Genomic DNA, 23,262 nt, shown 5'->3' with positions numbered 1-23,262 from the left:
CCGTCGCCGTTCGAGGTGTGGGAGACGTGTCATGAGCCCCGCACCTGAAGAAGGGAGGGACGCGTGACCGGGAACGCGGCAGCCCGTCAGGCGTTGAAGCCGCCGTCCACGTTCAGCGTGGCACCGGTCACGAAGGTGGCGTCGGGGCCGGCGAGGAACGCGATGGCGGCGGCCATCTCCTCGGGCCGGCCGTACCGTCCCAGGGCGTTCATCGAGCGCTGCACATCGGCGAACGGCCCGACATCGGGGTTCATGTCGGTGGCGATCGAGCTGGTCTGCACCGCGTTGACGGTGATGCCACGGGGACCGAGGTCTCGCGCCCACGCACGGGTGTACGCGGTGATCGCGGCCTTGGTCGCGGAATAGTCACCGAGGCCGGGGAAGGGGGTGCGGTCGGCGCTCACGGATCCCGCTGAGACGATCCGGCCGCCCTCGCCCATCACCTTGGCGGCGGCGCGCGTGACGGCCACGACTCCCGAGACGTTGACGGCGTACTGCCGGCCCATGGCCGCCTGGTCGGTCTCCTCGGCGTCGATGGGGCCGGTTACGAAGATTCCGGCGTTGTTGACGAGGATGTCCAGCCGGCCGAACGCCGCAACGACCTCGTCGACCAGGTTCGCGGCCTGTTCCGGGTCGGCCTGGTCGGACGCGAAGGCCCTACCCCGGACACCGCGCTGCTCGATCCTCGACACCACACTCCTTGCCCGCTCGCCCGAGGACACGTATGTGATCGCGACGTCCGCTCCATCGTCGGCGAGACGCAGGGCCGTGGCCTCTCCGATGCCCCGCGAGCCGCCGGTGACCAGTGCGACCTTTCCAGCCAGAGGGTGATGAGACATGACACTCCTTCTTTCGTTCATATAGAGGTGCCGCCAGGACGGATTCGGAACCGATCACTCAGTGGCCGTCCACACGACCGGGGGAAGGCGGCACCGGTCCCCCGGGCCGCACGTCAATCGGCCTTCACCAGGTGGTGCGCGGGAAGCGTGCCACCGGGGAACTGGAGGAGACGGGATCCGACGGCGAGCGGACCGAGGTCCAGGCCGAAGAAACCGAGGCGGTCGATCAGCACTCGCACCGTCTGCCGCGCCTCACGGTCGTCTCCCGACAGGAACAGGACCCGGCGACCGCCGCGCGCCGCGGGATCGGCGGTGAGCAGGTCGGGACTCAGGTGTCCGAAGGCCTTCACGACGCGCGCGCCGGGGACCATGCCCGCGAAGACCTCGCTCGACGTCTTGCCGTGCAGTTCGAACGGCTGGAACGACGGCGCCTCGATCGAGTTGTTCGTGTCGATGACGATCCGGCTGTTCCAGTCGGGCAGGCCCGCCACGGCGCGAGGCAGTTTGGACCAGTTCACCGCGACGAACACGACGTCCTGCTCGGCCGCCTGTTCCCGAGTGCCCGCGTGGACGTGGGGTCCCAGACGCTTCGCGAGATCGGCGAGCGTGTCCGGCCCGCGGCTGTTGGAGATGGTGACGTCGAGGCCCGCTCGAGACAGGATCTCGGCTATCGCCGAACCGATGGCGCCGGCGCCGATGATTCCGATGCTCATGTTGTTCCTCAGGTAATTGACGCCGAATCGGCCGAGTGATCGCCCGGACGTCGGCTCCGGGCACGCCGAAAGCCGGCCACCAGTAGTTGAACGAGCACTCTCAAATGAGTTTGAGAGTGTGCGTTCTCAAATATGGACGATACCGGTTTGAGAGCGAGCGTTCAAATTGAGGTATCGTCAGATCATGGCCCGACCTCGAACCTTCGACGAGCAGGACGTCATCGACCGCGCCATGGAGCTGTTCTGGACGCAGGGCTATGAGACGACGTCGGTCACCGACCTGACCTCGGCGCTCGGCGTACATCCGGGCACGCTCTACCGCACCTTCGGTGACAAGCACGCGCTCTTCCTGCGCGCACTCGCCCACTACCGCGCACGCCTGGCCGACGACTTCGCTCCCACGCTGCTGGAGGGAGGCCCGGTCCTGCCGCGGATCCGGGCCGTGCTGATCGGTTGGATCGACCTGGCCGTACAGCAGGACCAGCCCCGCGGATGCCTGATCGCCAACACCGCGGGCGAACTCCTGCCCGGAGACGAAGAGGTCACCCTCAGCGTGCGCGGCATCCTGTCCGTCGTGGAGGACGGCTTTCTGCAAGGTTTGCGGGCCGCCGCCCGACAGGGAGAGATCTCCCCCGCGCTCGACCTCCCCGCCGCCGCCGCCATGCTCACCATGCTCCTCGAAGGACTGCAGGTGATCGTGAAGGCCGACCCCGACCCACGCCGGCTCGTCTCCGCCGTGGACACGGCCCTGCTCTCACTCGCGTCGGTACGCGACTGAGAGCACCGGCGGATGGCAGGCCGACCCGACGGGCAAGGTCGACACCATCAAGGTGGCCGAGACGCCGCCCGCCTGGCCCCGGCACGTCACCCCGGTGCGGGAAGCCTCAGGCCGAGCTGGCTGTAGCACTCCAGTTGGTCGTAGTAGCCGCGGTGGCTGACGATGAGGTCATGCTCCACCGTGAAGACCCAGCAGCAACGCACGCTGACGCTCCGACCGGTCGCCTGGAGCACCTCGCCCTCGGTCAGCAGGAAGGGTCCATTGTGAGTGCCGGTGACCGTTCCCTCGACCACCACGGTGTCGTCGCACACCAGCTTGTCCCACACCGTCACCCGTAAGTCCGGAAAGCCTTCAACGATGTGCCTTTGGAAGGCGATGATCTCGTCCCAGCCTTCTGCCTGCATTTCCGGCGACACGGCGACGGCCCCTGGGGCGTAACACTCCACCAGCGCGCCCTGATCATGGGCATTGACCGCGCTCATCAACCGATCGACGACATCAGGCATCGCGGGCCCCCTTCCCGAACAGAATCACGCTACCAACCTGGGCAAACACACTGACTGGCCCTGCCTGTGACGCTTGACACGCACGTCCCCGGCCCCGGGAAGGCAGGCGTTGTGCCGTGGACGCCCGTTTCGACGGCCGGAGGCGCCCTCACGACGGTCCCTGGGCGTACTCGTGGGCGGCCGGCATCGTGGTGCGCCTTCCCCTGCGCCGGGATCCCTGCCAGTCTCCGGGGAGGTAACTGGCCTCAGGGGCTGAAAGGCGGGTCATTCATGACAGATGCCAGTGACAACAGCGCCCAGGCGACCCCGGGCCGCCATGAAGGGACCGCGGTGCGACGCGCCGCAGGCGGACACACGCCCGGCACCAGCGGCTACGACGCCGAGCTACGGCGGCACAACCAAATGCTGCGCCGGGTCTGTGACGTCCGACTCCACGACCGCGTCCTCGACATCGGCTGTGGGACCGGGCAGACGACCCGGCAGGCCGCGAGGACGGCCCGGGCGGGCAGTGCACTCGGGGTCGACGTCTCGGCGACCGCGATCGAGCGCGCCCGCGAGGTGGCGCGGGCGCAAGGACCCGGCAACGTCACCTTCGAGCATGCCGACGCGCAGGTCCACCGCTTTCCGCAGGAGCACTTCGACCTGGCGATCAGCAGGTTCGGCACGATGTTCTTCGACGACCCCGTCGCCGCCTTCGCCAACATCGGGCTGGCGCTGCGCCCGGCCGGGCGCCTGGTGATGATGGTCTGGCAGACCCACGAGCGCAACGAGTGGGACGTCACCATCCACCGATCCCTCGCAGGACCCGAGGGGCCGGTGGCCGCCGCTTCCGCCGGACCGGATCCGTTCTCGCTCGCCGACCCGCCGACCGTGAAGCGGATCCTTGGCGCCGCGGGGTTCGCCGACATCACCTTCACCGATGTCCACGAGCCGGTCTACTACGGTCCGGACGTGGCCGCCGCCCTCGACTGGGTCCGCGGCTTCACCTGCACCAGCGAGGTGCTGAAGCGGCTGGAGCCTGCCGCCGCTGCACGCGCGGTCGGGCGTCTGCGCGAGACGCTCTCCGCGCACCTGAGCGATGACGGTGTCTGGTTCGACTCCCGCGCCTGGATCATCACCGCTCGTCGCCATTGAAAGGGGACACAACCGCGCTCACGAGTCGCGGCGGGAGAAACTGAGACTTGCCGCCCCCAGTGTCACGACCACGTAGAACGCCAGGACCGCCGCCGCCACCGGAGGTGCCAGCAGATACGCCGACTCGGCGCCCGCGATCTGGGGAGCGAGGTTGGGAATCAGCACCGAGGCCACCCACAGATGGACGGGCTCAGGCAGGACGTGCGCGAACATCGGCACCACCAAGGTGAGCGCCCCGATCACCGCGACCGTCGCCGCCGCCGACCGCAGGACCGCTCCGAGTCCCAGCGCCACGAGGCCGGTGGCCAGGGTGGTGACGGCTGTGCCGGCCGCGGGAGGGACGGCTTCCCACCAGTGCGTCCAGGGATTGAGCGGCGCGGGCCGGTCGCCCAGGATGAGCATGGCGCCGATCTGCGACAGGCTCGCGAACAGCACGCCGCCGGCGAGCGCCACGCAGGTGACCACCACGGATTTGGCGGCCAGAAGCGTCCGCCGCTGAGGTACCGCGACCAGGCTGGGGGCGATGGAACCGGTCGAGAACTCGGTCGTCATGACCAGGGCACTGAGCGTGCCGATGAAGAACGCCACCAACGGCATGACGGCGACCGCTGGATCGGCGCTCTCGAAAGACGCCTGCTGCCCCGGTGTGGCCTGATCGTAGGAGCCCACGTGGCCCATGATGATGATCAGGCCGATCAGCGTGGACACGGCGGCTCCGGCCCAGACCACCCACGCGGCGCGCATGGTCCGGAGCTTGAGCCATTCCGCCGCGGCGACGTCCATCACGGACGCGAGCACGGACACGGTGGTTTCAGCCGAGGCGTTCCTCGACGGTGCGGTCTGCAGCGTCATGAGATCACAGGCTCCTTCTGCCGCCGGCGCGATAGTCGGCGGCCTCATCGGTCATTTCGAGGTAGACGTCCTCGAGCGTGGCGCTGCGCTGGGTCAGCTCGTGGATCGGGATGCGACGCTCAGCGGCGAGATCGCCGATCGTCGCGGTGTCGGAGCCCGTCACGACAAGGCCGCCCCGCGGCTCGGACGACACCGACATGCCTGCGGCCCGCAGGACCCCGCCCAGTTCCACGTGCATCGGGGAGCGGACCAGGATGTCGCGGCGGAAGCGCTTGGCGAGGTCCTCCATCGAGGACTCGGCGATCAACCTGCCCCGTCCGATGATGAGCACGTGGTCGACGGTCAGGGCCATCTCGCTCATCAGGTGACTGGACAGCAGCACCGTCCGGCCCTCCGAGGCGAGCGTGCGCATCAGGCCGCGCACCCAGTGGATGCCCTCGGCGTCCAGGCCGTTCACCGGCTCGTCCAGCAGGACGACGCCGGGATCGCCCAGCAGCGCCGCCGCGATGCCCAGCCGCTGCCGCATACCGAGCGAGAAGCCACCGATGCGCTTGTGCGCCACGTCCTGCAGCCCCACCTGCTCCAGCAGCGTCTTGACCCTTGAGGTGCCGATGCGGTGGCTACGGGCCAGGCAGGCGAGCTGCTTGAACGCGGTGCGGCCCGGGTGCACGGCGCCGGCGTCGAGCAGCGCACCCACCTCGTACAGCGGCCGGCTGATCTCGGCGTAACGACGCCCGTTGACCAGGGCCACGCCGGACGTCGGGCCGTGCAGGCCGACGATGACGCGTAAGGTCGTGGATTTCCCCGCGCCGTTGGGCCCCAGAAAGCCGGTCACCCGCCCGGGGTGAGCTTGGAAGGACAGCCGGTCCAAGGCGAGCGTCGGGCCGTATCGCTTCGTCAACTCTCTTACTTCGATCATGTGAACACGGTGACAAACCATCCCTGCCGGCGCGTCTGACCACGGTCGGAACTTCCGCGTCCGTCCACGGTCATACGTACGCGGCTGCCCGCCGTCGAAGTGAACCTCTCCCGCATTGAGAGGTTCGGACGTTCCCTCTTGGACGTCTTTGCCGCAGCACTGGCACAACCAGGTACGACCCCGGACGGATGCGAGATGTCTTACCGTGGGCAGATGCCAGATGATCTGATGAGGAGATAGCTTCTCGTCATGGAATGGGCTCGGCGGCTCGGTGGAAGGGGCGTTGCCGACGCGGTGGTGGCGGTCATCGTGGCGCTGTTCGTCGTGTACGCCTTCGTCGATCCGCCTGGACCGTCGTCGTCGTGGCCCGCCTGGTCGGCCTGGCCGGTGGCGGCGGTCGTGAGCTTTCCGATCGCGTTGCGGCGGCGCCGACCGTGGGCGATGCTCGGTCTGGCCTGCGCCGCGGGCGTGCTGGCGACCGTGTTCGGTGCAGTCGTGGTGAGCACGATCTCGGTGACTTTCCTCCCAACCGTGCTCGTCCTGTACATGGTGGCCGCCACCGCGTCGATCGCCTGGTCGCTGGCGGGCTTGGCGGGTTGCCTGTTCGCCGCGGTGACCGCGGTCCTGATCTTCTACGGCCAGGTGCTCCCCGGTCTCGCGCCCGCGGCGAACCCCACGGAGATGCCGCCCCATTGGCCGGTGGAGATCGGCGTGATCGGTGTCCTGCTGACCGCCGCATGGGCCATCGGGACGGTCGTCCGTTGGAAGCGGGACACGACCGCTCGTCTCGTCCGTCACCTCGCTGAGGCCGCGGTGGCCGATGAGCGCAGGCGCATCGCCCGGGAACTGCACGACGTCATCGGCCACAGCATGAGCCTGATCGCCGTCAAGGCCACCGTGGCCAACCATGTCGCCGACGCCCGCCCGCAGGAGGTGCGCGCCGCGCTGGCCGTCATCGAGCAGACCAGCCGAAGCACGCTCACCGAGATCCACCGCGTGCTCGACCTCCTGCGCTCCGACGGCGAGCCCCAGCAGCCCCATGTGCCCGCTCCCGGCATGGCGGACCTACCCGAACTGGCCGCCCACGCGCGCTCGGCCGGAGTCGAGGTGGACCTGACCGTCCGCGAAGAGGCCGCGCTGCCTCCTGCGGTCGCGGTGTCGGTGTACCGAATCGTGCAGCAGGCCCTGACCAACGTCGTCACTCACGCCGCGCCCACCCGCTGCTCGGTCAACGTGGACGTCGACGGACGGGAAGCCGTGATCGAGGTCGTCGACGACGGTGGCCGTCATGGCCGGCCGCCGCGAGCGGGCCGCAGCGGACACGGCCTGATCGGCATGCGCGAACGGACCAAGATGTATGGAGGCACATTCAGCGCGGGGCACCGGCCTGAAGGAGGCTTCCGGGTGTCGGCTCGACTGCCCTACGACCTGAACGGCACCGAGGCATGAGCATCGACGGCATGAGCATCGACGCCGCACCGCACGACCCGCCACCGCCCGTCCGGGTCCTGCTCGCCGAGGACCAGGTATTGGTCCGCGACAGCCTCAAAGTCCTCATCGACACCACACCGGGGCTGGCCACCGTGGGCGAGGCGGGTACCGGCGCCGAAGCCGTGCTCCTGGCCCGCCGGCTCCGGCCCGACGTCGTCCTCATGGACGTACGCATGCCGGACATGGACGGCATCGAGGCGACCAGGCACATCTGCGCCGACCCCGCCGGCTCCGGCGTGCGCGTGCTCATCCTCACCACGTTCGACCTGGACGAATACGTGTACGCGTCCCTACGGGCAGGCGCCAGCGGCTTCCTCCTCAAGAGCGCCACCGCGACCGAACTCCTGGCCGCCATCCACGTCGTCGCCTCCGGCGAAGCACTGCTCGCGCCCACCGTGACCCGCCGGCTCATCGCCGAATTCCTGCAAGGCCCCGATCTTGCCCCGGCCGTACGAGACCTCAACGACATCACCCAACGCGAGCGCGAGGTGCTCGCCCTCATCGGCAGAGGGATGTCCAACTCCGAGATCGCCGCGCATCTGCACCTCACCATCGGCACGGTCAAGACCCACATCGGCCGTCTCCTGGCCAAGCTGCACGCCCGGGACCGGGCCCAGCTCGTCATCGCCGCCTACGAAGGCGGGCTCATCACGGATGGCCGCCGCTAGCGGAATCGATCGCCAGGCCCATACGAACCCCGGCGGACCGACTCCAGGCCGCGCCCAGCCTGGACAGCACGCGATCTCCCCCGGCAGGCCGTTGTTCGAGGCGGCCGCGCATGCTCCCAGGCGAGGTGGTCGAGCCGACCGCATTCAAGCGGGCGGCGAGGACGGGCGGTGCGTCGTCGGACAGGCTTCAGCGCACGATGGTGCCGAGCACCTCGTTGAACGCCTCCGTGGAGCTGGGGTGGGTGTAAACGGCGTCTCGCAACTCGGCCGCCTTCATGCCGTGCCGCATGGCGAGCGCGACCGTGTTGATCAGCTCCTGTGCGTCGACGCTCAGCAGCGCCGCCCCGAGGATCTCGTCCGTCTCGGCCTCGATCACGAATTTCATCATCCCGCGCGTCTCCTCCACGACGTATGCGCGAGGCATGGCCACGATGTCGGCCACCAGCTTGCCGGCGATCTTCACCTGGCGGCCCGCCTCGCGGGCCTGCCTCTCGGTGAGGCCGACGGTCGCCAGCGGCGGGGTCATGAAGAGCGTGCTGGGGATCGCCATCCGGTCCGCGGTCGAGCGGCGGCCCTCCCCGACGAGCTGGTCCATGACGATGCGGCTGTCGTCAAGGGAGACGTAGGTGAACTGCGGCCCGCCGTTGACGTCGCCGATGGCGAAGATGTGCGGCCGGCTCGTCCGCAGGTGCTCGTCGACCTCGATCGCGCCGCGGATGGTCGTGCGCACGCCGGCCGCCTCCAGCCCGAGATCGCGGATCGCCGGCACCCGCCCGGCCGCGGCGAGTACGGCGTCGGCTTCGACGGTCTGCCGCCTGCCGTCCTTTTCGTAGACCAGGGTCGTGGCGCTCTCACCGTCACGCACCTCGGCGACGTTCACGCCCGTTACGATCTTGATTCCCTCGCCTACAAGGATGCCCTCGGCCACGGCGGCGACGTCGCCGTCCAGCCGGGCGAGGATATCCGGGGCGGATTCGAGCACGGTGACCCGCGAGCCGAAACGGCTGTAGATCGAGGCGAACTCGATGCCGAGATACCCGCCGCCCAGGATCGCGAGCCGCTCCGGCAGCTCCGTCGTCTGAATGAGGTCGGCACTGGTCACGACCCGCTTGCTCGCGCGCAGGCCGGGGATGTCCGGGATGATCGGCTCAGAGCCGGTGTTGATCAAGATGGTCTCGGCGGTGACGGTGAGCCGGTCCTGGCCTGTGCCTACGGCCACGGTATGCGGATCGACGAATGCGGCGCGGCCGGTGACGACCGTGACGGTGTCCGCGTCGTTCAGCGCGTCGTAGTTGCCGCCGCGGAAGAGCGCGGTGAGCGCCTGGACGCTGCCGACGGCGCGCTCGTACCACTCCTGCGGCGAATCGCCGGCACGGCGCTTGCCGGAGTGATGCACGAGCGCCTTCGTCGGCACGCATCCGACGTTGGGACAGGTGCCTCCGTACATGCGGTCCGACTGCTCCACGAGCACGACGGTTCTGCCGAGGCGGCCCATCTCGGCGGCCACGGTCTTGCCGCCCTTGCCGAAGCCGATGATGAGGACATCGGCGTGGAGTCCGGAGTTCAGGGTGCTCATGGTGCCAGTCTTGAACACTTACAATTGAGCGCGTAAGACGAATTCATCTCACTTTTCTTCTCGAGCGTCTCATCATGGACTGGATCAGCGAGATCGTCCGCCTGGCGAGGCTGCAGGCGATCCTCGACATGCGTTGCCTGCTCGCCGGCGCGACGTCGATGGACGTGCCCGCGTACGGCGAGGGCAGGGCGGCCTTCCACCTGCTACTCGAAGGCGAGTGCACGATCGAACTGCTCGATCGGCGCATCGAATTGAAGGCGGGCGACGCCGTGCTGCTGCCCGGCGGCCAGGCCCACCGCATCCAGACGGCCGGCGCGGACGGCCAAAGCGGGCAAGGCGTCGTCGCGGAGCCGGGCAGCGCCTTCCCGATCGTGCGCAGCCAGAGGGGTGAGAGCGTCATGGACCTGCTCTGCGGCCATTACAGGTTCGGCTCCGGCGCGGGCGCCATGTTGTTCCACAGCCTGCCCGACCCGCTCCACGTCTCGTTCGGGCATACCGATGAGATCGTGCGGATGCTGAGCACGCTCATTCGCCGGGAGGCGTACAACGACGGACTCGGCACCGGGGCGATCCTGTCGTCCCTCTGCACCGCGCTGTTCGCCATGGTCCTGCGGGCCTCACCGAACCGGTTCGTCGGGGCGCCGGCATGGACCGCCGCCGACGATCAGCGGCTCCGACCGGTCATCGAGGTCGTGTTGCGAGATCCCGGAGGCGACTGGACGATTGCGCGGCTGGCGGAGGTGGCGGCCATGTCACGGGCCACTCTCGCCCGGAACTTCTCGCGGTCCACAGGGCTGACGGTGGGCGAGTTCGTCACACACATCCGGCTGATGATCGCGGCCGAGCGCCTCATCGAGACCGATCTCACCGTCGCCGCGGTCGCCGCCGGGGTCGGATACGACTCGGAATCGGCGTTCAACCGGGCCTTCCGTCAGGCCGCGGGCTCCACCCCGGCGCGGTTCCGCCGCGCCGTCCAGCGCGGATCCTGACTCCCCCGCCCTGATCAGCCCGCCGTGCGTGAGCCGCAATCGGCCACGGGTGAGCCCGGCGGCCGACGCCCGGCGGCCGGCTGTCAGGCGGCGCTGCGGGGCGGGGTGGCGGTGCCGTACAGGCGCTTGGCGTAGGAGGCGTAGATCCGGGGGCCGACGAACGGCATCGTCAGACGTGCCATGAACGGCGCGAAGCGGAGGACCTCCTTGATGACCTCGGGGTCGCCCTCGTACATCGCCATGCCGAAAGCCAGCGGCAGCTTCTTCTTCGGCACGTCGTTCATCGCCTGGGTGCCGAGTTCCTGCCATTCCGCCGCGGTGACGTACTTCTCCGCCAGCGGGAGGATGTGTCGCTCCTCCAGGGCGGTGTGCTCCACGAGCACCGAGTTGAGCCGTTCGAGGGCGTCGGCGAGCGCGTCACGGTGGGCGACGTCCGCGTCGGCGCGCCACGGGCCGAGTTCCTTCTGGATCTCCTGGTACGCCGCGTCGATGGCCTCGTGGTGCCCCTCCATGAGATGCACGACGGCGGCGACCTCGTCGGATCCACGATCCAGGAGCTTCGGCCACAGCAGCGCGTCCTCGGCCGCGTGATGGCCGTGGAGGAGGCCGGCGATGAGCGCGATGTGGTCGGAGACCAGTTCCGCCCGGCTCACGTCACCCCCGTCGACCGCGCGGACCACGCCGGGAGCCAGACCGAACTCCCTGCGCATCAGAATGTGCGCCATGTACATGTCGCGGATGTCGGCCATGGGCCCTTGCTCGATCGCCATCTTCGTTCCCCGATGATCGCTGGAACCGTACAGGTCGCTGAGGTGTACGGCGCCTTTGCTGAACAAACAAGGGTGAAGAATGACAGGCAGCCAATATCGGCGTCAAATGCGAGTCCACGCTGGTCAGGCCATTGTTTCGTTTATGTGAACTCTCTTTTTCGGCGATGTGGCCTCGGTCGCTCGGTGCCGAATTCTCGATGTCGACACCGTGAATGTGCTCCGTATGAAAGGCGAAACAATCGGTGAATCGCCGTCTTCCATGGTCAACGGCTCCCGCGGGTCGGCCGTCCGCTTTCAGGCGGGCCGATCACCCTGCCCGGACAGAAGAAGCCGTGGTCAGAGGGGTGCGGCATGTGCTCTCGTGTGGGGACGACGCTGCTGTCACCTCTGGGTGGGGCGCCGGCCGAGTGCGACAGGATCACTTGAGCGTGCGTGCCAGGGTCTGGCGCCATCGGATACGAATCGCAGGCCCACCTCGGCTTCAAGCGTGACGTCCCCGGCGCCCAAATCGGCAGCCCATGTATGGGGCTCTACCACTCCGCGCTCCGATAGGCCGTGCCAGCGCTGGAAGGCCTGGACTGCCGCCCTCGTGGAGGGGCCGAACACCTTGTCGATGAGTCCTGGAGTCGTGATCCATCGCTCGGCGGCGTACTCGGTGAGTGCCGTCTGCAGGCGCACGACGATCTCGCCTCGTGTGCCTTCCGACAGCACCGGCATGGCCCCGCCGGTAGGCAGTTCGGCCCACGTGTCCGGACCGCAGACGCCATCGGGCGTGAGTCCGTGGGCGCTCTGGAACGCGCACAACGCCTGTTCGGTGTCGCGGCCGAACAGACCGTCGATGTGTTGGGGCATGTGCTCGGCGCGATGCAGGGCCCGTTGCAGATGGCGGACCGCCGGCCCCTGGTCGCCGAATTGCAATACGGGTTGCGCCGCGGTCGGGGACGTCACCCCCGGCGCGGACTGGCCGAGTTTCCCTTGCTGGAGCAGATGAAGCATGCGCAGGTTGAGGACGTACACCTCGGCGCTCAGACGATCCAGTCGGTGGCCCAGTGGCGGCACTTCGAGATCGTCTACCGGTACGGTTCCCACGTCACGAGTGAACTGATCGAGTGCCCGCCCGACGGCCGCGTAGTGGTCGTACAACTCTTCCAGTTGCTCCCGTAAGTCACCGCCGAAGTACGCCTCCATCAATGCGATTCCGCGGTTGAGGTTGTCGTTCCAGTCGAGCAGTACCTCTCGGTAGCCGTCGAGAGCAGCAGCCAGACCGTCGTGGGCGCTCCCCCTGATACGACGCTTGGCTGCCCAATGGACCAGCCGCATGCGGTAGAGCCGCTTGTCGAGCAGAGTGCTGATCTCTTCGAAGATCTTGATGGCCCGTTGGCGTTCCTGTTCTTGAAGCTCGACCACCCGCTGATGCTCGCGTTCCTCGCGCTCGACCTCATGCTGATGCGCCCACGTCCTTCTCTGGAAAACGTAGGTCAGCAGGCCACCGGCCACGCTGGTGAGGACGAATCCCAGCCCCAGCAGAATGAGCTGGTCAGCCATTCATCTCCTCCGGGTCTCGCGCCGCTTTCCCAGAATGCGCCGTGATCGAGTCGCGATCAACAGGAGGTGTGGCGATCCCGGTCGATCGTCACGAGGCGCGCTCCCCGGCGGTCCACTCGACCTGCATGCTCACCGGTCCGCGGAACGAGATGTTGCGTGGATAGCGGACCTCTTGGCCTGGAACGTGAGTTGAGCTCGGAGGTTGATGGCGGGAAGGATCACCTCATGCTTATATGTCCGGTCTGCGACAAGAACATCGATCCTGATGGCCCAGGGGTCGGGTCGCATCCGATGGATGACCGGGTCCTTGAGGGCGGATGGAAGGGTTACTGGATCCCCTTCATCTACGACCTGCGCGGCTCACCTCGCCGACTCGTCCATGCGGAGTGCTACGCCGTAGAGCATGGCGTTTCAGCCTTGGTGGCCCTTTTCCATCGCACCGATGAGACGCGCCGCGCGCAGGGTTGCCACCACGGGTCATGATCCTGCCGCCTGTGAGGTTCAAGGCATGGGACCGTACCTACGCCGTGGTCGAGGAGTCCGAACCGTATTGGTAGGAGATGCTCCCGCGATGGCACAGCGAGCACGCCGACAAGACACTCGAGGACCTCACTGGTCGGCACTCCAGGCCCTGAGGCTTGTTTCTTCGGCACTCCGTTCAGCGGAGTCAAGCCGCGCAAGCATCGGCGACGCGTACTCAGCGCGGGTAGGTGAAGTAGTCCGTCGGGGTGGTGCCGAGCGTGCGGCGGAACATCGCGGTGAATGCGCTGGGCGTGGCGTAGCCGAGGCCGGTGGCGATGCTTGTGACCGGTGTCCCCCTGGCGAGCAGGGTCACCGCGTGGATGAGCCTGGCCTGCTGCACCCAGCGGGCGAGGCTCATACCGGTCGCGGCGGTGAATCTGCGCTGCAGGCTGCGCGGACTCATGTGCATGCGGGCCGCTGCGGCCGCGGTGGTCCACTGGTCGCCGGGCTCCCGCTGGATCGCCGCGCAGAGCTCGTCGAGCCGGGCATCGGCCGGAGCCGGGAGGTGCAGTGCCGGGACGGGGTGCGGTGCGAGCTGGAGGAGCAGCAGTTCCATGACCTTGCCGTCACGGCCGTCACGGTCGTACTCGACGGGAAGCCGGGTCGCTTCGTCGATGAGTTCACGCAGCAGCGGGGAGACCGAGACGACGGTGGGAGCCGAGGGCAGGTGCCAGGCCGACTGCGGCTCGATGTAGAGAGTGCGCATGGCGACCGCTCCCGCACAGGTCATCGCGTGGGTGAGACCGGCCGGGACCCAGACTCCCCGAGTGGCGGGAACCACCCAGACGCCATGGTCGGTGACGACGGTGACGGCCCCCGTCGTGCCGTAGATCAGCTGAGCCCACCGGTGGCGGTGAGCGGGGATGTGATGGCGGTCGGGAAGGTCGCGTGCCATCGCCGCGATCGGCCTGGGCACGTCCTGATAGTCGTCACGGTGCTCGCTCTTCCCGTACATGGCGCAATCTCGATAGACGATGGCGTGGCCACGAAAGTATGCCAGTGCGAGTCCGGCCTAACGTCGACTCACGTGATCGAACCCCACTCCGCCCCTGTCCTCGGCCCTGCCCCCGGGGTCCGTGGACCGGACCGGCGACTGACCGTCCTGCTGGCGATCACCAGCGCCGTCACGGCGGCCAACGTCTACCTCAACCAGCCTCTGCTGGGAGCCGTGGCCACCTCGCTGGGAGTCGGCCCGGACACACTCGGGGCCGTCCCCACGGCGACGCAACTGGGTTACGCGGCAGGCATCCTCCTGCTCGTTCCGGCCGGCGACAGCCACGACCGGCGCAGACTGATCCTCTGCCTCGGTACGGCGTCCGCGCTCGCGCTCGCCGCCTGCGCCCTGTCTCCTTCGGCATGGTGCCTGATCGTGTCGAGCTTCGCCGTCGGCCTGCTGTCCCCGATCCCCCAACTGGTCACGCCCCTCGCCGTCGCACTGGCCGCAGGACAGGACGGGCAAGTGGGCCGGGGGCGGATCGTCGGCACCGTTCAAGGCGGACTGTTGGTGGGTGTGCTCGCCTCCCGCGCCTACTCGGGGGCGTTCGCCGAGTTGGCCGGCTGGCGTGCCGTGTACGGCTGTTCCTGCGCGCTCACCCTCCTGCTCATGCTGGTTCTGCAACGGGCGCTGCCCCGCGTCCCGAAGACCGGCGCCGCCGCCTATCGCGCCACGCTGGCGTCGCTCCCGCGGCTGTTCGTCTCCCAGCCGCTGATCCGGCGCATCACCCTCTCGGGGGCGCTGGTCGGGATCGCGTTCGGCGCCTTCTGGACGACGTTGACGTTCCTGCTGCAGCGGCACTACCACGTCGGCTCGACGAGGATCGGACTGTTCGGGCTGGTGGCCGCGGCCAGTGCCCTCGCCTCGCCCTACGCCGGCAGGATGGCCGACCGCCTCGGGCGGCGCGGCGCCCTGGCGGCGCTCATCGGCCTGGTCATCGCGGGGTGGCTGGTGTTGCTGCCGGGCGGCAGCAGCCTCTGGTGGCTGACCGCGGGCGTGCTCATCCTCGATGTCGGCGTCTGGGGCGGTCAGGCCGTATGCCAGACGATCCTGTTCACGCTCGATCCCGCCACCCACAATCGCCTCAACACTCTTTACTTCGCCCTACGCTTCTCGGGCATCGCGCTCGGCTCCCTGCTCGGCTCGCTGGCCTGGGGAGATGGCGGTTGGCCCGCCGTGGTGATCACCGGAGCCGCCGCCGCTCTGGCCGGACTGCTCGTCGGCGTCCTCCCCGTCTCCGCCCGCTCGAGACGACCCGCACGCCGTCCCGTCGGTGACGACGGCGCGGCAAGGCCGTGATGATCGTCCTGACATAGCCGCGCTCTATCACCCGATAGGAGCAAACGCTTTGACCTGTGGATCTTCATGGGCGGAAGGTGAGGGCAACCCCCACCACCACGGAGAAGACATGGTCACCAAGCAGGAAGCAGCAGCCGCCGTACGCCACGCCAAGGTGGTCACCGGCGTGACATGGGCACAACTCGCCCAAGCCGTCGGCCGGCCCCTGGCATGGACCACGGCGGCGCTGCTCGGCCAGCACCCGATGAGCAAGGACGAGGCCGCAACGGCAGCGGCCCTGCTCGAACTCGGAGAGGACGCGGCACTCGCCTTCCAACAGCAGCCCACCCGCGGAGCCCTCGACTCCGCCGTGCCCGTCGACCCCACCATCTACCGGCTCTACGAGGTCATCCAGGTCTACGGGCCCACCGTCAAAGAGCTCATTCACGAACAGTGCGGCGACGGCATCATGAGCGCCATCAACTTCCGCCTCGACGTCCAGCGGGTCCCCGACCCCGCAGGCGACAGAGTCGTCATCACCTTGGACGGAAAATACCTCCCCTACCAGTGGGAATGACTGGCCGCCACCTGATGCGAGCAGCCCGGGCACCCGCACGGGTCTTGCGCGTTACGCCCCTCCCCTAATCAGCGTGGCTCAGGCGGAGCGCAGCGCGTCGGTCGGGGCGAGGCGGGCGGCTCGCGTGGCCGGGTAGAGGCCCGCGAGCGCGCCGATCAGCACAGCGGCGCCGAGGCCGGCGGCGATGCCCGTGGGCGGGATGAGCGGTTGCCAGTGGTGGTTGATCGCGGTGATGTAGGTCGCCCCTGCGCCGAGGATCGTCCCGGTGAGGCCGCCGAGCGTGGCCAGGAGCAGTGATTCGAGCAGGAACTGGGTGGCGATGTGCGGGCGGGTGGCACCGAGGGCGCGGCGCAGGCCGATCTCGGTGCGGCGTTCCAGCACGGAGATGACCATGACGTTCGCGATGCCGATGCCCCCGACGAGCAGGGCGACGGTGCCGAGGCCGAGGAGGAGGGATGTGGTGGAGTCGGCGACGAGCAAGCGGGATTCGAGCGCGTCGGACGGGCGGGTGACCGCGACGTTCTCGGGCGCCTGGGGATTGACGGCACGGGCCAGCAGGCCCGCGGTTTTCGTGACGTGCTCGACGGCCGCGCGCAGGTAGAGGCGGGTGGGGTGCCCGGTGTAGCCGAGTGAGCCGGCCACGCCGGTGCCGATGAGCGCGGACCGGTCGATTTCGGGGGCGAGCTCGACGGGCTGCAGGATGCCCGCGACGGTGAACCATCGGCCGCCGAGCCAGACGCGGGTGGCCGGATCCAGGTGGGCGATGCCCAGCGTGTCCGCGGCCCCGTGGCCGAGCACCACGACCGGGTAGCCGCTGGTGGCCGAGGTGAGGAACCTGCCGGCCGCGAGGTGGCCGTCCAGGGTGGACAGCAGCGTCGTCTCGGTGACCCGGACCTCCAGCCCGCCCGACTGTCCGCCGGGGATGCGATCGTTGCGGTAGACGCCGGTGTCCGGGAGTTGGGCGGTGGCGGTGACGCGTTCGACGCCGTCGGTGCGGGCGATGCTCGTGCGCGCGGTCGGCGGCAGCGGCTCCTCGTTGCCGCCGAGGTCGGCCACGGTCAGCAGGTTGGTGCCGAGACGGTCGATCCGGCTGAGCAGTTCGGACTGGCTCGACCGGGTGATGCCCAGCACCGCCACGATCGCGGCGATGCCGATGGCGATGCCGAGGGTCGACAGCGCGGTCCGCGTCCTGCGGCTGCGCAGCCCGACCGTGGCAAGGGGCACCAGATCACCGGCGCGCAGCCGGGAGACGGGCGTGGTCATGACTCACCGCCGATCCGGCCGTCGTGGATCTGGATGCGGCGGGTACAGGCGGCTGCGACGTGCGGATCGTGGGTGATCACGAGCAAGGTGACGCCGTCGGCGTTGAGATCGCGGAGCAGGGTGAGGATCTGGTCGCCGTTGGCCGAGTCGAGGTTGCCGGTGGGCTCGTCGGCCAGCACGAGGGCGGGACGACCGACCAGGGCGCGGGCGATGGCGACCCGCTGGCGTTCGCCGCCGGACAGGAGGCGGGTCAGATGGCCGACCCGGTGGGACAGGCCGACGCGATCGAGCGCGTCCATGGCGGCGGTACGGCGGCGGCGCGGCGGCAGGCCGCGGTAGAGCAGGCCGCCGGCGACGTTGTCGAGGGCCGTGAGATGGTCGAGCAGGAAGAACTGCTGGAAGACGACGCCGATCGTGTGGGCGCGCAGCCCGGACAGCCGCCGGTCCGACAGCGTCTCGATGCGCTCGCCGGCCAGGTGGACGGACCCCGCGGTGGGACGGTCGAGCCCGGCGGCAAGGTTGAGCAGCGTGGTCTTGCCCGATCCGGACGGCCCGAGGACCGCGACCATCTCCCCGGCCCGTACGGTCAGGTCGACCCCGCGCAGCGACTCGACGGGAGGCGTGCCCGGGTAGGTCTTCACCGCGCCCTCGAAGGACAGCACGACATCGTTCATGGGGCGGTTCATGAGATCGTTCATGAGGCGGTTCACGGGGCGGTTCACGAGACGGGCACCTCCACCTTGGCGCCCTCCTCGACGCCGGTCACCTCGACGGTTCCCGACTGGTCGTCGTAGACCCCGGGCACGACCTGGACGAGCCTGCGAGCGGTGCCGTCCAGCACCGCGACCTGGTAGCCGCCGTTCGTACCGGCCAGCAGGGCGGTGACCGGGACGGTCAGCACGTCCTGTCGCCGCTCGCTGATCACGTCGACGTTGACCGGAGCCTGGTCGAGTTGGGCGAGTTCTCTGCCCGGCTTGACCAGGCTGATCGTCAGCGGGATGGTGGCCGGGCCCTCACTACCCGGCGGCCCCTGCTGCTGCTGGGGCGGCGTGGTCGCCACCTTCCCGATGGAACGGATCCGCCCGTCATAGGTGTGTGAAGATCCGTAAAGGGAGACGCTGACCCGGTCTCCCACATGCACCTGCGACCGCCGATCGGTCGTCAGGGAGACCCGGACGACCTTCGTCGTGGAGCTCACCACGAGCACCTGAGCGCCGGGCCCGGCCAGAGCACCCGCGGGGCTGTGGATCTGCGTGACCCGCACAGCCCCCGGCCGGAAGATCACGTCGCCGGGCTCCAGTCGTCCCGTCCAGGACGCGTAGGGCAGGCCGCGCGCCTTCTGCCAGCGCCGCACGGCCGCTGCGGTGGAGGCGGAGAAATGCCGGTCCACGGTCCCCGGCTCCATGCCCAGCGCGGCCAGGTTGCGTTCGAGTTGCTTGACGTCGGCGCCGTCGGCCATGCCCAGAGCGAAAGCCCGGTAGGCGGGCGTCCGGCCATACAGCAGCACCGTGGACGCAGCCCCGACGGCGAACAGGCGGCGGCCGCGCTTGATCACCGCACCCGGTGCGGGAACCGAGGTGATCACTCCGGGCGGGAGCTGGCTGACGATCGTGAACGACCCGTCGTAGCCGAGGGTCCCCCCGAGCGGCATCCGGGCGACGATGTCACCCCGGCCGACCGTCACCGACGTGACGGCCACCGGCGATCCGCTCACCTTGGGAGCGGCAGGATCTTGACGGGTGATCGCCCAGGCACCGGTCCCGGCCGCCGCGACCACGGCGACGACAACGAGCACGCGCGTGGTCCTCATGAGACACCGATCCTGCCGGACCAGAACTGCTCGCACGCGGTTGCGGCGGTCCTGATGCGGTTCGATTTGCCTTCGGCCTGCAGCGGCGTCCCGGACAGCGGGAACGTCCCGTCGGCCTTGGGATCGGGCCACTCCGGAATTCCGTGCTGGCGCAGGCATTTCGCGAAGTTCCGCAGGGCGGGCACGTCCTTCGGACCCGGGTCCCCCACTCGGGGCGGCCTGCTCTTCCTGGGTGGGGATGCGTCCGACATCTGGTTGAGGAGTGACTTGCACTCGGGGAAGCCCTCCAGCGAGCGGAACACGGTCTTCACATCGCCGTTTCCACCGGGAAGGTTGAAGACGATGTCGTCGCCTTCGACGTTCGCGACCGGGTCGGGGAAGTTCGGGTGGCCGTGGGCCCGGGCGCACTGGGCCATTTTCCTTCCGATCGTCATCAAGCGCTGGAAGTTGTTCTGGCTGGGCGAGGGGGACGGCGTGTCGTCGCCGCCAGCGGCTGAGCACCCGGTGATGCACACCAGGGCCAGGGCCGTACAGGCAAGGATGCGTTTCATGCTCCCAAGGCTGAACGTGCCGCCCGGGCCGCCGCGTCTGCCGTCCGGTGGACCCGGATGTATATCTCACGACAGATCCGCTTTTCCTGCCGGCGCGGATACCCTGCCGCCATGCGCACGTTCCTGGGTGACTGCGCCATGGTCATCGTGCTCGCCGTGACCAGTGCGCTGCTGGGCGCCGACCCCTTCTTCGACACGCCGGCGCAGCGCAAGATGATCAGCGTCTACGGGTCGGTGGACGACTGGCGACTGCAGATTCTCTGCTGGTGGCTGGCGGCCCTGCTCGCGATCGCGGCCGTCTTCGCCCGGCACCGGTGGCCGCTGGCGGCGATGCTGCTCGCCACGGCGTGCGCGGCCTCGCACCTTCTTGGCTGGCCGGCGACGATGTTGGTCTCGCCGAGTCCCAAGGCGGTGCTCGGCAGCGATCTGCTGCCCCTCGACCTGGTCGTTCTGGTCGTTCTGTACGCGCTGGCGAGTGCCGCCGGTACTCGCCGGCTGTCGCTGGCGGTGCTCGTCACCCTCGAAGCCGGGCTGGTCGGCATCGGCCTGTTCGGTCCTCTCTTGGACACCCCGATGCTCACCATCCTGGCGAAGACCAACCCGAAGGGCCCTGTCGACAAACCCGCTCTGGCGGACCCGCTGTCGGACGTGCTGTGGCAGGCTCTGTCGTATGCGGTAGTTCCAGCGCTGCTGCTGGGCATCGCCTGGGCCGCGGGTGACAACGCCCGGACCCGCCGTTTCCACCTGGCCGTCCTTCAGGCGCGGGCGGCCGACCTGGAACGCGAACAGGAGCAGCGGACGGCCCTGGCCGTCGCGACCGAACGCGGACGGATCACACGCGAACTCCATGACGTCGTCGCCCATGGCCTTTCCGTGATGGTCGTCCAGGCCCAGGGGGCGCAGGCGGCTCTGCGCCGGCATCCGGAACGCAGCGAGGTCGCGCTGACCAATGTGATCACGACGGGAAGAGCCTCGCTGGCCGAGATGCGCCGGCTGCTCGGCCTGGTACGCACCGACCCGTCGCTCGCTCCCCAGCCCAGCCTGGCCGCGCTTCCCGACCTGATCGAAAGCGTCCGGTCCAGCGGAACCCCGGTCGAGTTCGCGGTCACCGGCGAGCCCGCCACACTGCCCGCGGGCATCGAGTTGTCCGCCTACCGGATCGTCCAGGAGGCGCTCACGAACGCCTTGAAGCACGCTCCGCCGGGCAGCCGCTGCAGCGTGGACCTGTCCTTCAACGCCGACACCTTGCACATCAGGGTCGCGGACACCGGCACGGCCGGGGAGACACCGGTCTTCGGTAACGGGCTGCGCGGCATCGCGGAACGGGTGAACGCACTGGGCGGGACATTCAGGGCGGGACCGGCCGACCATGGTGGTTTCGAGGTCACCACGGTCCTGCCGGTGGCGGTGCCGGCATGATCCGGGTCGTGATCGCCGACGACCAGGCCCTGGTCCGCACCGGCTTCCGCATGATCCTGGACGAGACCGACGACATCCGGGTGGCCGGTGAGGCCGCCGACGGTCTGGCGGTGTTGTCAGTGGCGGCGCGGGAGGCGCCTGACGTCGTCCTCATGGACGTCCGGATGCCCGGGATCGACGGCATCGAGGCGACCCGCCGCCTGCGCTCCGCGACCGGCCCGCATGTGATCATCCTGACCACCTTCGACCTGGACGAATACGTCTACGCGGGCCTGCACGCGGGTGCCGCGGGTTTCCTGTTGAAAGACACCCTCGCGGCCGACCTGGTCACCGCGATCCGGACGGTCGCCGCAGGCCAGAATGTCGCCGCGCCCACGGTCACCAGCCGCCTGGTCAAGCACTTCGTCGACACGGCGACGCGCCCGGCGGACGGGTCAGGCCTGGCCCTCCTGACGTCCCGCGAACGCGACGTCCTTTCACTCATCGCCCAAGGCATGTCCAACCACGAGATAGCCGACCGTCTCGTCATCGGTGAAGGCACCGTCAAGACCCACGTCAGCCGCATCCTCGCCAAGCTCCAGCTCCGCGACCGCATCCACGCCGTCATCTACGCCTACGAAACCGGCCTCGCCAACTAGGGGCTGTCCTGGCGATCATGAGCGGAGCCAGATGACGAGTGCTGCGGCGGTGACGGTGCCGAGGTAAACGTAGGCGCGTTTGTCGTATCTGGTCGCGACCGCGCGGAACTGTTTCAGCTTGTTGATCGCCCGCTCGACAGTGTTGCGCTTGGCGTACCGCTCCTTGTCGAAGCCGGGTGGCCGGCCACCGGTGCTCCCGCGCCGCAGACGGCCGGCCGCTTGGTCGGCTTTCTCCGGGATGACGTGCCGGATCCCGCGTCCACGCAGGTAGACGCGGGTGCGACGGTTGCTGTAGCCCTTGTCGGCGCTGACGCTGTCGGGTGTCGTGCGAGGCCGGCCGGTGGCCAGGCGGGGCACCCGGATCCGAGCAGTCCTGACTGCCTGGGAGGAGCCCCCTTCGACGCGCGGGGGCGGCGAGTGTCGGGCACCAGCCGCGTGCGGATCCGGTACAGCACCCCGTTCATCACCTGGCGGTGATCCCGCCACCGGCCACACCGCCCGTTGCTCACCGGGAGGAGCGGCGCAAGCCGCTCCCACTGAGCATCCGTCAGCTCACCCCTATGCCCGGCCGTCGACGCGTTCGTCCGACAAATTCGCTACCCGGCGGCCGGAACGCCGTGATACACAACCGACGTGCAAAACATCTTGGAGTTCCCCGAGGTCCTGCGGCTAATCGAAGACCGCTCGGCCGCGTTCCGCGCCGCGATCGCGTCCGCCCCCGACCTTGACGTCCAGGTCCCGACCTGCCCGGCCTGGACGCTGCGCGAACTGGCGCAGCACCTCGGCGACGGCCGCCGCCGCCAGGCCGCCATCGTCGCGGCGGGCCCGGGCGCTGAGCCCCCGGCGAAGACGGACCCGAAGGGCGCCCCGACCGCGCCCCGCGACCACGAAGCCCTGGACGCCTGGCTCGCCGAGTCGACCGAGCTCATGCTCGACGCGATGCGCGAGGCAGGCCCGGACCGCGGCTGCTGGACCTGGTGGGGCCGCTCGCAGGCCCCGGAGACCAGCGGAGCCGTGGCCCGGCACCAGATCCAGGAGATCGCCATCCACACCTACGACGCCCAGCTCACCCAGGGCGCCGCACAGCCGCTGCCGACAGACGTCGCGGTCGAGGGCGTCGACGAGTTCCTGACGACCGTCTCGACGACGACCGTCCCCTGGCCGTTCAAGCCGGCGACCATCGACCTGCACACGACCGAGGGCCGCTCCTGGCGCCTGACCCTCAACGCCGACGGCGTCCGCTGCGACGACCTCGCCGCCGACGCGGAGCCGGGCGACATGGCGATGCGAGGCGCAGCGAGCGAACTGGTCCTCTACTTCTATGAGCGCGTCCCGCTCGACGGCCTGGAGACCACCGGCGACACCGAGCCGATGGAGCAGCTCGCAGACTGGGACCCGAACGCGTAAAACGCGCACTTGGCACTCGTCAT

The 23,262-nt window shown here is 69.1% G+C and carries 24 protein-coding genes and 1 pseudogene; 10 read left to right on the top strand and 15 right to left on the bottom strand.

The genetic code is table 11. The features are described 5' to 3' along the window. Nucleotides 1-86: 86 nt before the first annotated feature. Both Pmi06nite_RS36680 and Pmi06nite_RS36675 read right to left on the bottom strand, forming a co-directional pair. Nucleotides 87-839, bottom strand: a complete 753-nt coding sequence (locus tag Pmi06nite_RS36680; protein WP_203957816.1) for an SDR family NAD(P)-dependent oxidoreductase — start codon at nucleotides 837-839, stop codon at nucleotides 87-89. A gap of 113 nt (nucleotides 840-952) precedes the next feature. After that, nucleotides 953-1,552 carry an NADPH-dependent F420 reductase gene (locus Pmi06nite_RS36675; protein WP_203957815.1) on the bottom strand — a complete coding sequence of 200 codons (600 nt, stop codon included), beginning with the start codon at nucleotides 1,550-1,552 and terminating at the stop codon, nucleotides 953-955. Between the two features lie 184 nt (nucleotides 1,553-1,736). On the opposite strand from Pmi06nite_RS36675, the gene Pmi06nite_RS36670 reads away from it, so the two are divergent. Then, nucleotides 1,737-2,330: a TetR/AcrR family transcriptional regulator gene (locus Pmi06nite_RS36670; protein WP_203957814.1), complete on the top strand. Its 594-nt coding sequence runs from the start codon at nucleotides 1,737-1,739 to the stop codon at nucleotides 2,328-2,330. 86 nt (nucleotides 2,331-2,416) lie between these two features. Here Pmi06nite_RS36670 and Pmi06nite_RS36665 read toward each other — a convergent pair whose 3' ends face one another. Beyond that, entirely contained in the window at nucleotides 2,417-2,836 is a 420-nt protein-coding gene (locus tag Pmi06nite_RS36665) for a nuclear transport factor 2 family protein (protein ID WP_203957813.1), read from the bottom strand. Between the two features lie 270 nt (nucleotides 2,837-3,106). On the opposite strand from Pmi06nite_RS36665, the gene Pmi06nite_RS36660 reads away from it, so the two are divergent. Then, a complete protein-coding gene (locus Pmi06nite_RS36660) occupies nucleotides 3,107-3,970 on the top strand; it encodes a class I SAM-dependent methyltransferase (RefSeq protein WP_203957812.1) in 864 nt (287 codons plus the stop codon). 18 nt (nucleotides 3,971-3,988) lie between these two features. On the opposite strand, the gene Pmi06nite_RS36655 is transcribed toward Pmi06nite_RS36660, so the two are convergent. Both Pmi06nite_RS36655 and Pmi06nite_RS36650 read right to left on the bottom strand, forming a co-directional pair. Then, nucleotides 3,989-4,822 carry an ABC transporter permease gene (locus Pmi06nite_RS36655; protein WP_203957811.1) on the bottom strand — a complete coding sequence of 278 codons (834 nt, stop codon included), beginning with the start codon at nucleotides 4,820-4,822 and terminating at the stop codon, nucleotides 3,989-3,991. A 4-nt stretch (nucleotides 4,823-4,826) separates the two neighbouring features. Beyond that, nucleotides 4,827-5,741 (bottom strand): ATP-binding cassette domain-containing protein, encoded by a 915-nt coding sequence (locus Pmi06nite_RS36650; protein ID WP_203957810.1) that lies wholly within the window; start codon nucleotides 5,739-5,741, stop codon nucleotides 4,827-4,829. A 249-nt stretch (nucleotides 5,742-5,990) separates the two neighbouring features. On the opposite strand from Pmi06nite_RS36650, the gene Pmi06nite_RS36645 reads away from it, so the two are divergent. Continuing rightward, nucleotides 5,991-7,190, top strand: coding sequence for a sensor histidine kinase (locus tag Pmi06nite_RS36645; protein ID WP_203957809.1), 1,200 nt, complete (start codon nucleotides 5,991-5,993; stop codon nucleotides 7,188-7,190). A gap of 11 nt (nucleotides 7,191-7,201) precedes the next feature. Beyond that, a complete protein-coding gene (locus tag Pmi06nite_RS36640) occupies nucleotides 7,202-7,900 on the top strand; it encodes a response regulator (RefSeq protein ID WP_239114452.1) in 699 nt (232 codons plus the stop codon). 187 nt (nucleotides 7,901-8,087) lie between these two features. Here the strand turns inward: Pmi06nite_RS36640 and Pmi06nite_RS36635 are convergent, their stop codons facing one another. Further along, nucleotides 8,088-9,476 carry an FAD-dependent oxidoreductase gene (locus Pmi06nite_RS36635; protein ID WP_203957807.1) on the bottom strand — a complete coding sequence of 463 codons (1,389 nt, stop codon included), beginning with the start codon at nucleotides 9,474-9,476 and terminating at the stop codon, nucleotides 8,088-8,090. 74 nt (nucleotides 9,477-9,550) lie between these two features. Here Pmi06nite_RS36635 and Pmi06nite_RS36630 point away from each other — a divergent pair, with 74 nt between their 5' ends. Beyond that, nucleotides 9,551-10,465: a cupin domain-containing protein gene (locus Pmi06nite_RS36630; protein WP_203957806.1), complete on the top strand. Its 915-nt coding sequence runs from the start codon at nucleotides 9,551-9,553 to the stop codon at nucleotides 10,463-10,465. 83 nt (nucleotides 10,466-10,548) lie between these two features. On the opposite strand, the gene Pmi06nite_RS36625 is transcribed toward Pmi06nite_RS36630, so the two are convergent. The 3 genes from Pmi06nite_RS36625 to Pmi06nite_RS36615 form a co-directional block, all read right to left on the bottom strand. Next, nucleotides 10,549-11,235, bottom strand: a complete 687-nt coding sequence (locus Pmi06nite_RS36625; RefSeq protein ID WP_203957805.1) for a hemerythrin domain-containing protein — start codon at nucleotides 11,233-11,235, stop codon at nucleotides 10,549-10,551. Nucleotides 11,236-11,616: 381 nt separating this feature from the next. After that, on the bottom strand, nucleotides 11,617-12,780 hold the full coding sequence (locus tag Pmi06nite_RS36620; protein WP_203957804.1) for a peptidoglycan-binding domain-containing protein: 1,164 nt from the start codon (nucleotides 12,778-12,780) through the stop codon (nucleotides 11,617-11,619). A 697-nt stretch (nucleotides 12,781-13,477) separates the two neighbouring features. Further along, entirely contained in the window at nucleotides 13,478-14,257 is a 780-nt protein-coding gene (locus Pmi06nite_RS36615; protein WP_203957803.1) for an AraC family transcriptional regulator, read from the bottom strand. A gap of 72 nt (nucleotides 14,258-14,329) precedes the next feature. Here Pmi06nite_RS36615 and Pmi06nite_RS36610 point away from each other — a divergent pair, with 72 nt between their 5' ends. Together Pmi06nite_RS36610 and cynS are read left to right on the top strand one after the other, a co-directional pair. After that, entirely contained in the window at nucleotides 14,330-15,595 is a 1,266-nt protein-coding gene (locus Pmi06nite_RS36610; protein WP_203957802.1) for an MFS transporter, read from the top strand. A gap of 109 nt (nucleotides 15,596-15,704) precedes the next feature. Further along, nucleotides 15,705-16,151, top strand: coding sequence for a cyanase (gene cynS / locus Pmi06nite_RS36605; RefSeq protein WP_203957801.1), 447 nt, complete (start codon nucleotides 15,705-15,707; stop codon nucleotides 16,149-16,151). A 78-nt stretch (nucleotides 16,152-16,229) separates the two neighbouring features. Here the strand turns inward: cynS and Pmi06nite_RS36600 are convergent, their stop codons facing one another. From Pmi06nite_RS36600 to Pmi06nite_RS36585, 4 genes are read right to left on the bottom strand one after another with little or no spacing between them, the layout of a single operon-like run. Continuing rightward, nucleotides 16,230-17,414, bottom strand: coding sequence for an ABC transporter permease (locus Pmi06nite_RS36600; RefSeq protein WP_203957800.1), 1,185 nt, complete (start codon nucleotides 17,412-17,414; stop codon nucleotides 16,230-16,232). Continuing rightward, nucleotides 17,411-18,088: an ABC transporter ATP-binding protein gene (locus Pmi06nite_RS36595; RefSeq protein WP_203957799.1), complete on the bottom strand. Its 678-nt coding sequence runs from the start codon at nucleotides 18,086-18,088 to the stop codon at nucleotides 17,411-17,413. The genes Pmi06nite_RS36600 and Pmi06nite_RS36595 overlap by 4 nt, the downstream gene beginning before the upstream one ends. 44 nt (nucleotides 18,089-18,132) lie before the next feature. After that, on the bottom strand, nucleotides 18,133-19,224 hold the full coding sequence (locus Pmi06nite_RS36590) for a peptidoglycan-binding protein (RefSeq protein WP_203957798.1): 1,092 nt from the start codon (nucleotides 19,222-19,224) through the stop codon (nucleotides 18,133-18,135). Beyond that, the gene (locus Pmi06nite_RS36585) at nucleotides 19,221-19,775 is read right to left on the bottom strand and encodes a hypothetical protein (protein ID WP_203957797.1); all 555 of its coding nucleotides are present in this window, start codon (nucleotides 19,773-19,775) and stop codon (nucleotides 19,221-19,223) included. Before Pmi06nite_RS36585 ends, Pmi06nite_RS36590 begins: the two co-directional genes overlap by 4 nt. 111 nt (nucleotides 19,776-19,886) lie before the next feature. Between Pmi06nite_RS36585 and Pmi06nite_RS36580 the strand changes: the two genes are divergently transcribed. Both Pmi06nite_RS36580 and Pmi06nite_RS36575 read left to right on the top strand, forming a co-directional pair. Beyond that, the gene (locus tag Pmi06nite_RS36580) at nucleotides 19,887-21,194 is read left to right on the top strand and encodes a sensor histidine kinase (protein ID WP_203957796.1); all 1,308 of its coding nucleotides are present in this window, start codon (nucleotides 19,887-19,889) and stop codon (nucleotides 21,192-21,194) included. After that, the gene (locus Pmi06nite_RS36575; protein WP_203957795.1) at nucleotides 21,191-21,832 is read left to right on the top strand and encodes a response regulator; all 642 of its coding nucleotides are present in this window, start codon (nucleotides 21,191-21,193) and stop codon (nucleotides 21,830-21,832) included. Before Pmi06nite_RS36580 ends, Pmi06nite_RS36575 begins: the two co-directional genes overlap by 4 nt. A 15-nt stretch (nucleotides 21,833-21,847) precedes the next feature. On the opposite strand, the gene Pmi06nite_RS43195 is transcribed toward Pmi06nite_RS36575, so the two are convergent. Together Pmi06nite_RS43195 and Pmi06nite_RS43190 are read right to left on the bottom strand one after the other, a co-directional pair. Further along, a complete protein-coding gene (locus Pmi06nite_RS43195) occupies nucleotides 21,848-22,189 on the bottom strand; it encodes a transposase (RefSeq protein ID WP_444544161.1) in 342 nt (113 codons plus the stop codon). A 77-nt stretch (nucleotides 22,190-22,266) separates the two neighbouring features. Then, nucleotides 22,267-22,425 (bottom strand): annotated as a pseudogene (locus tag Pmi06nite_RS43190) (transposase); the annotation flags it as partial. Nucleotides 22,426-22,465: 40 nt separating this feature from the next. Between Pmi06nite_RS43190 and Pmi06nite_RS36565 the strand changes: the two are divergent. Continuing rightward, nucleotides 22,466-23,239, top strand: a complete 774-nt coding sequence (locus Pmi06nite_RS36565) for a maleylpyruvate isomerase family mycothiol-dependent enzyme (protein ID WP_203957794.1) — start codon at nucleotides 22,466-22,468, stop codon at nucleotides 23,237-23,239. The last annotated feature ends 23 nt before the right edge of the window (nucleotides 23,240-23,262 follow it).

The sequence above is a fragment of the Planotetraspora mira genome (genome assembly GCF_016863275.1).
Taxonomy (GTDB): Bacteria; Actinomycetota; Actinomycetes; order Streptosporangiales; family Streptosporangiaceae; genus Planotetraspora; species Planotetraspora mira.
Note: the sequence above shows the minus strand (reverse complement) of the source record. Positions and strands in the feature narration are given on the sequence as shown.

Bases quoted from the DNA above. Each gene is read 5' to 3' on its own strand.
- Pmi06nite_RS36655 (WP_203957811.1), bottom strand. From the start codon at position 4,822: ATGACGCTGCAGACCGCACCGTCGAGGAACGCCTCGGCTGAAACCACC.
- cynS (WP_203957801.1), top strand. From the start codon at position 15,705: ATGGTCACCAAGCAGGAAGCAGCAGCCGCCGTACGCCACGCCAAGGTG.
- Pmi06nite_RS36630 (WP_203957806.1), top strand. From the start codon at position 9,551: ATGGACTGGATCAGCGAGATCGTCCGCCTGGCGAGGCTGCAGGCGATC.
- Pmi06nite_RS36665 (WP_203957813.1), bottom strand. From the start codon at position 2,836: ATGCCTGATGTCGTCGATCGGTTGATGAGCGCGGTCAATGCCCATGAT.
- Pmi06nite_RS36650 (WP_203957810.1), bottom strand. From the start codon at position 5,741: ATGATCGAAGTAAGAGAGTTGACGAAGCGATACGGCCCGACGCTCGCC.
- Pmi06nite_RS36600 (WP_203957800.1), bottom strand. From the start codon at position 17,414: ATGACCACGCCCGTCTCCCGGCTGCGCGCCGGTGATCTGGTGCCCCTT.
- Pmi06nite_RS36680 (WP_203957816.1), bottom strand. From the start codon at position 839: ATGTCTCATCACCCTCTGGCTGGAAAGGTCGCACTGGTCACCGGCGGC.
- Pmi06nite_RS36595 (WP_203957799.1), bottom strand. From the start codon at position 18,088: ATGAACGATGTCGTGCTGTCCTTCGAGGGCGCGGTGAAGACCTACCCG.
- Pmi06nite_RS36645 (WP_203957809.1), top strand. From the start codon at position 5,991: ATGGAATGGGCTCGGCGGCTCGGTGGAAGGGGCGTTGCCGACGCGGTG.
- Pmi06nite_RS36575 (WP_203957795.1), top strand. From the start codon at position 21,191: ATGATCCGGGTCGTGATCGCCGACGACCAGGCCCTGGTCCGCACCGGC.
- Pmi06nite_RS36580 (WP_203957796.1), top strand. From the start codon at position 19,887: ATGCGCACGTTCCTGGGTGACTGCGCCATGGTCATCGTGCTCGCCGTG.
- Pmi06nite_RS36590 (WP_203957798.1), bottom strand. From the start codon at position 19,224: ATGAGGACCACGCGCGTGCTCGTTGTCGTCGCCGTGGTCGCGGCGGCC.
- Pmi06nite_RS36620 (WP_203957804.1), bottom strand. From the start codon at position 12,780: ATGGCTGACCAGCTCATTCTGCTGGGGCTGGGATTCGTCCTCACCAGC.
- Pmi06nite_RS36585 (WP_203957797.1), bottom strand. From the start codon at position 19,775: ATGAAACGCATCCTTGCCTGTACGGCCCTGGCCCTGGTGTGCATCACC.
- Pmi06nite_RS36640 (WP_239114452.1), top strand. From the start codon at position 7,202: ATGAGCATCGACGCCGCACCGCACGACCCGCCACCGCCCGTCCGGGTC.
- Pmi06nite_RS36635 (WP_203957807.1), bottom strand. From the start codon at position 9,476: ATGAGCACCCTGAACTCCGGACTCCACGCCGATGTCCTCATCATCGGC.
- Pmi06nite_RS36675 (WP_203957815.1), bottom strand. From the start codon at position 1,552: ATGAGCATCGGAATCATCGGCGCCGGCGCCATCGGTTCGGCGATAGCC.
- Pmi06nite_RS36660 (WP_203957812.1), top strand. From the start codon at position 3,107: ATGACAGATGCCAGTGACAACAGCGCCCAGGCGACCCCGGGCCGCCAT.
- Pmi06nite_RS36670 (WP_203957814.1), top strand. From the start codon at position 1,737: ATGGCCCGACCTCGAACCTTCGACGAGCAGGACGTCATCGACCGCGCC.
- Pmi06nite_RS36625 (WP_203957805.1), bottom strand. From the start codon at position 11,235: ATGGCGATCGAGCAAGGGCCCATGGCCGACATCCGCGACATGTACATG.
- Pmi06nite_RS36615 (WP_203957803.1), bottom strand. From the start codon at position 14,257: ATGTACGGGAAGAGCGAGCACCGTGACGACTATCAGGACGTGCCCAGG.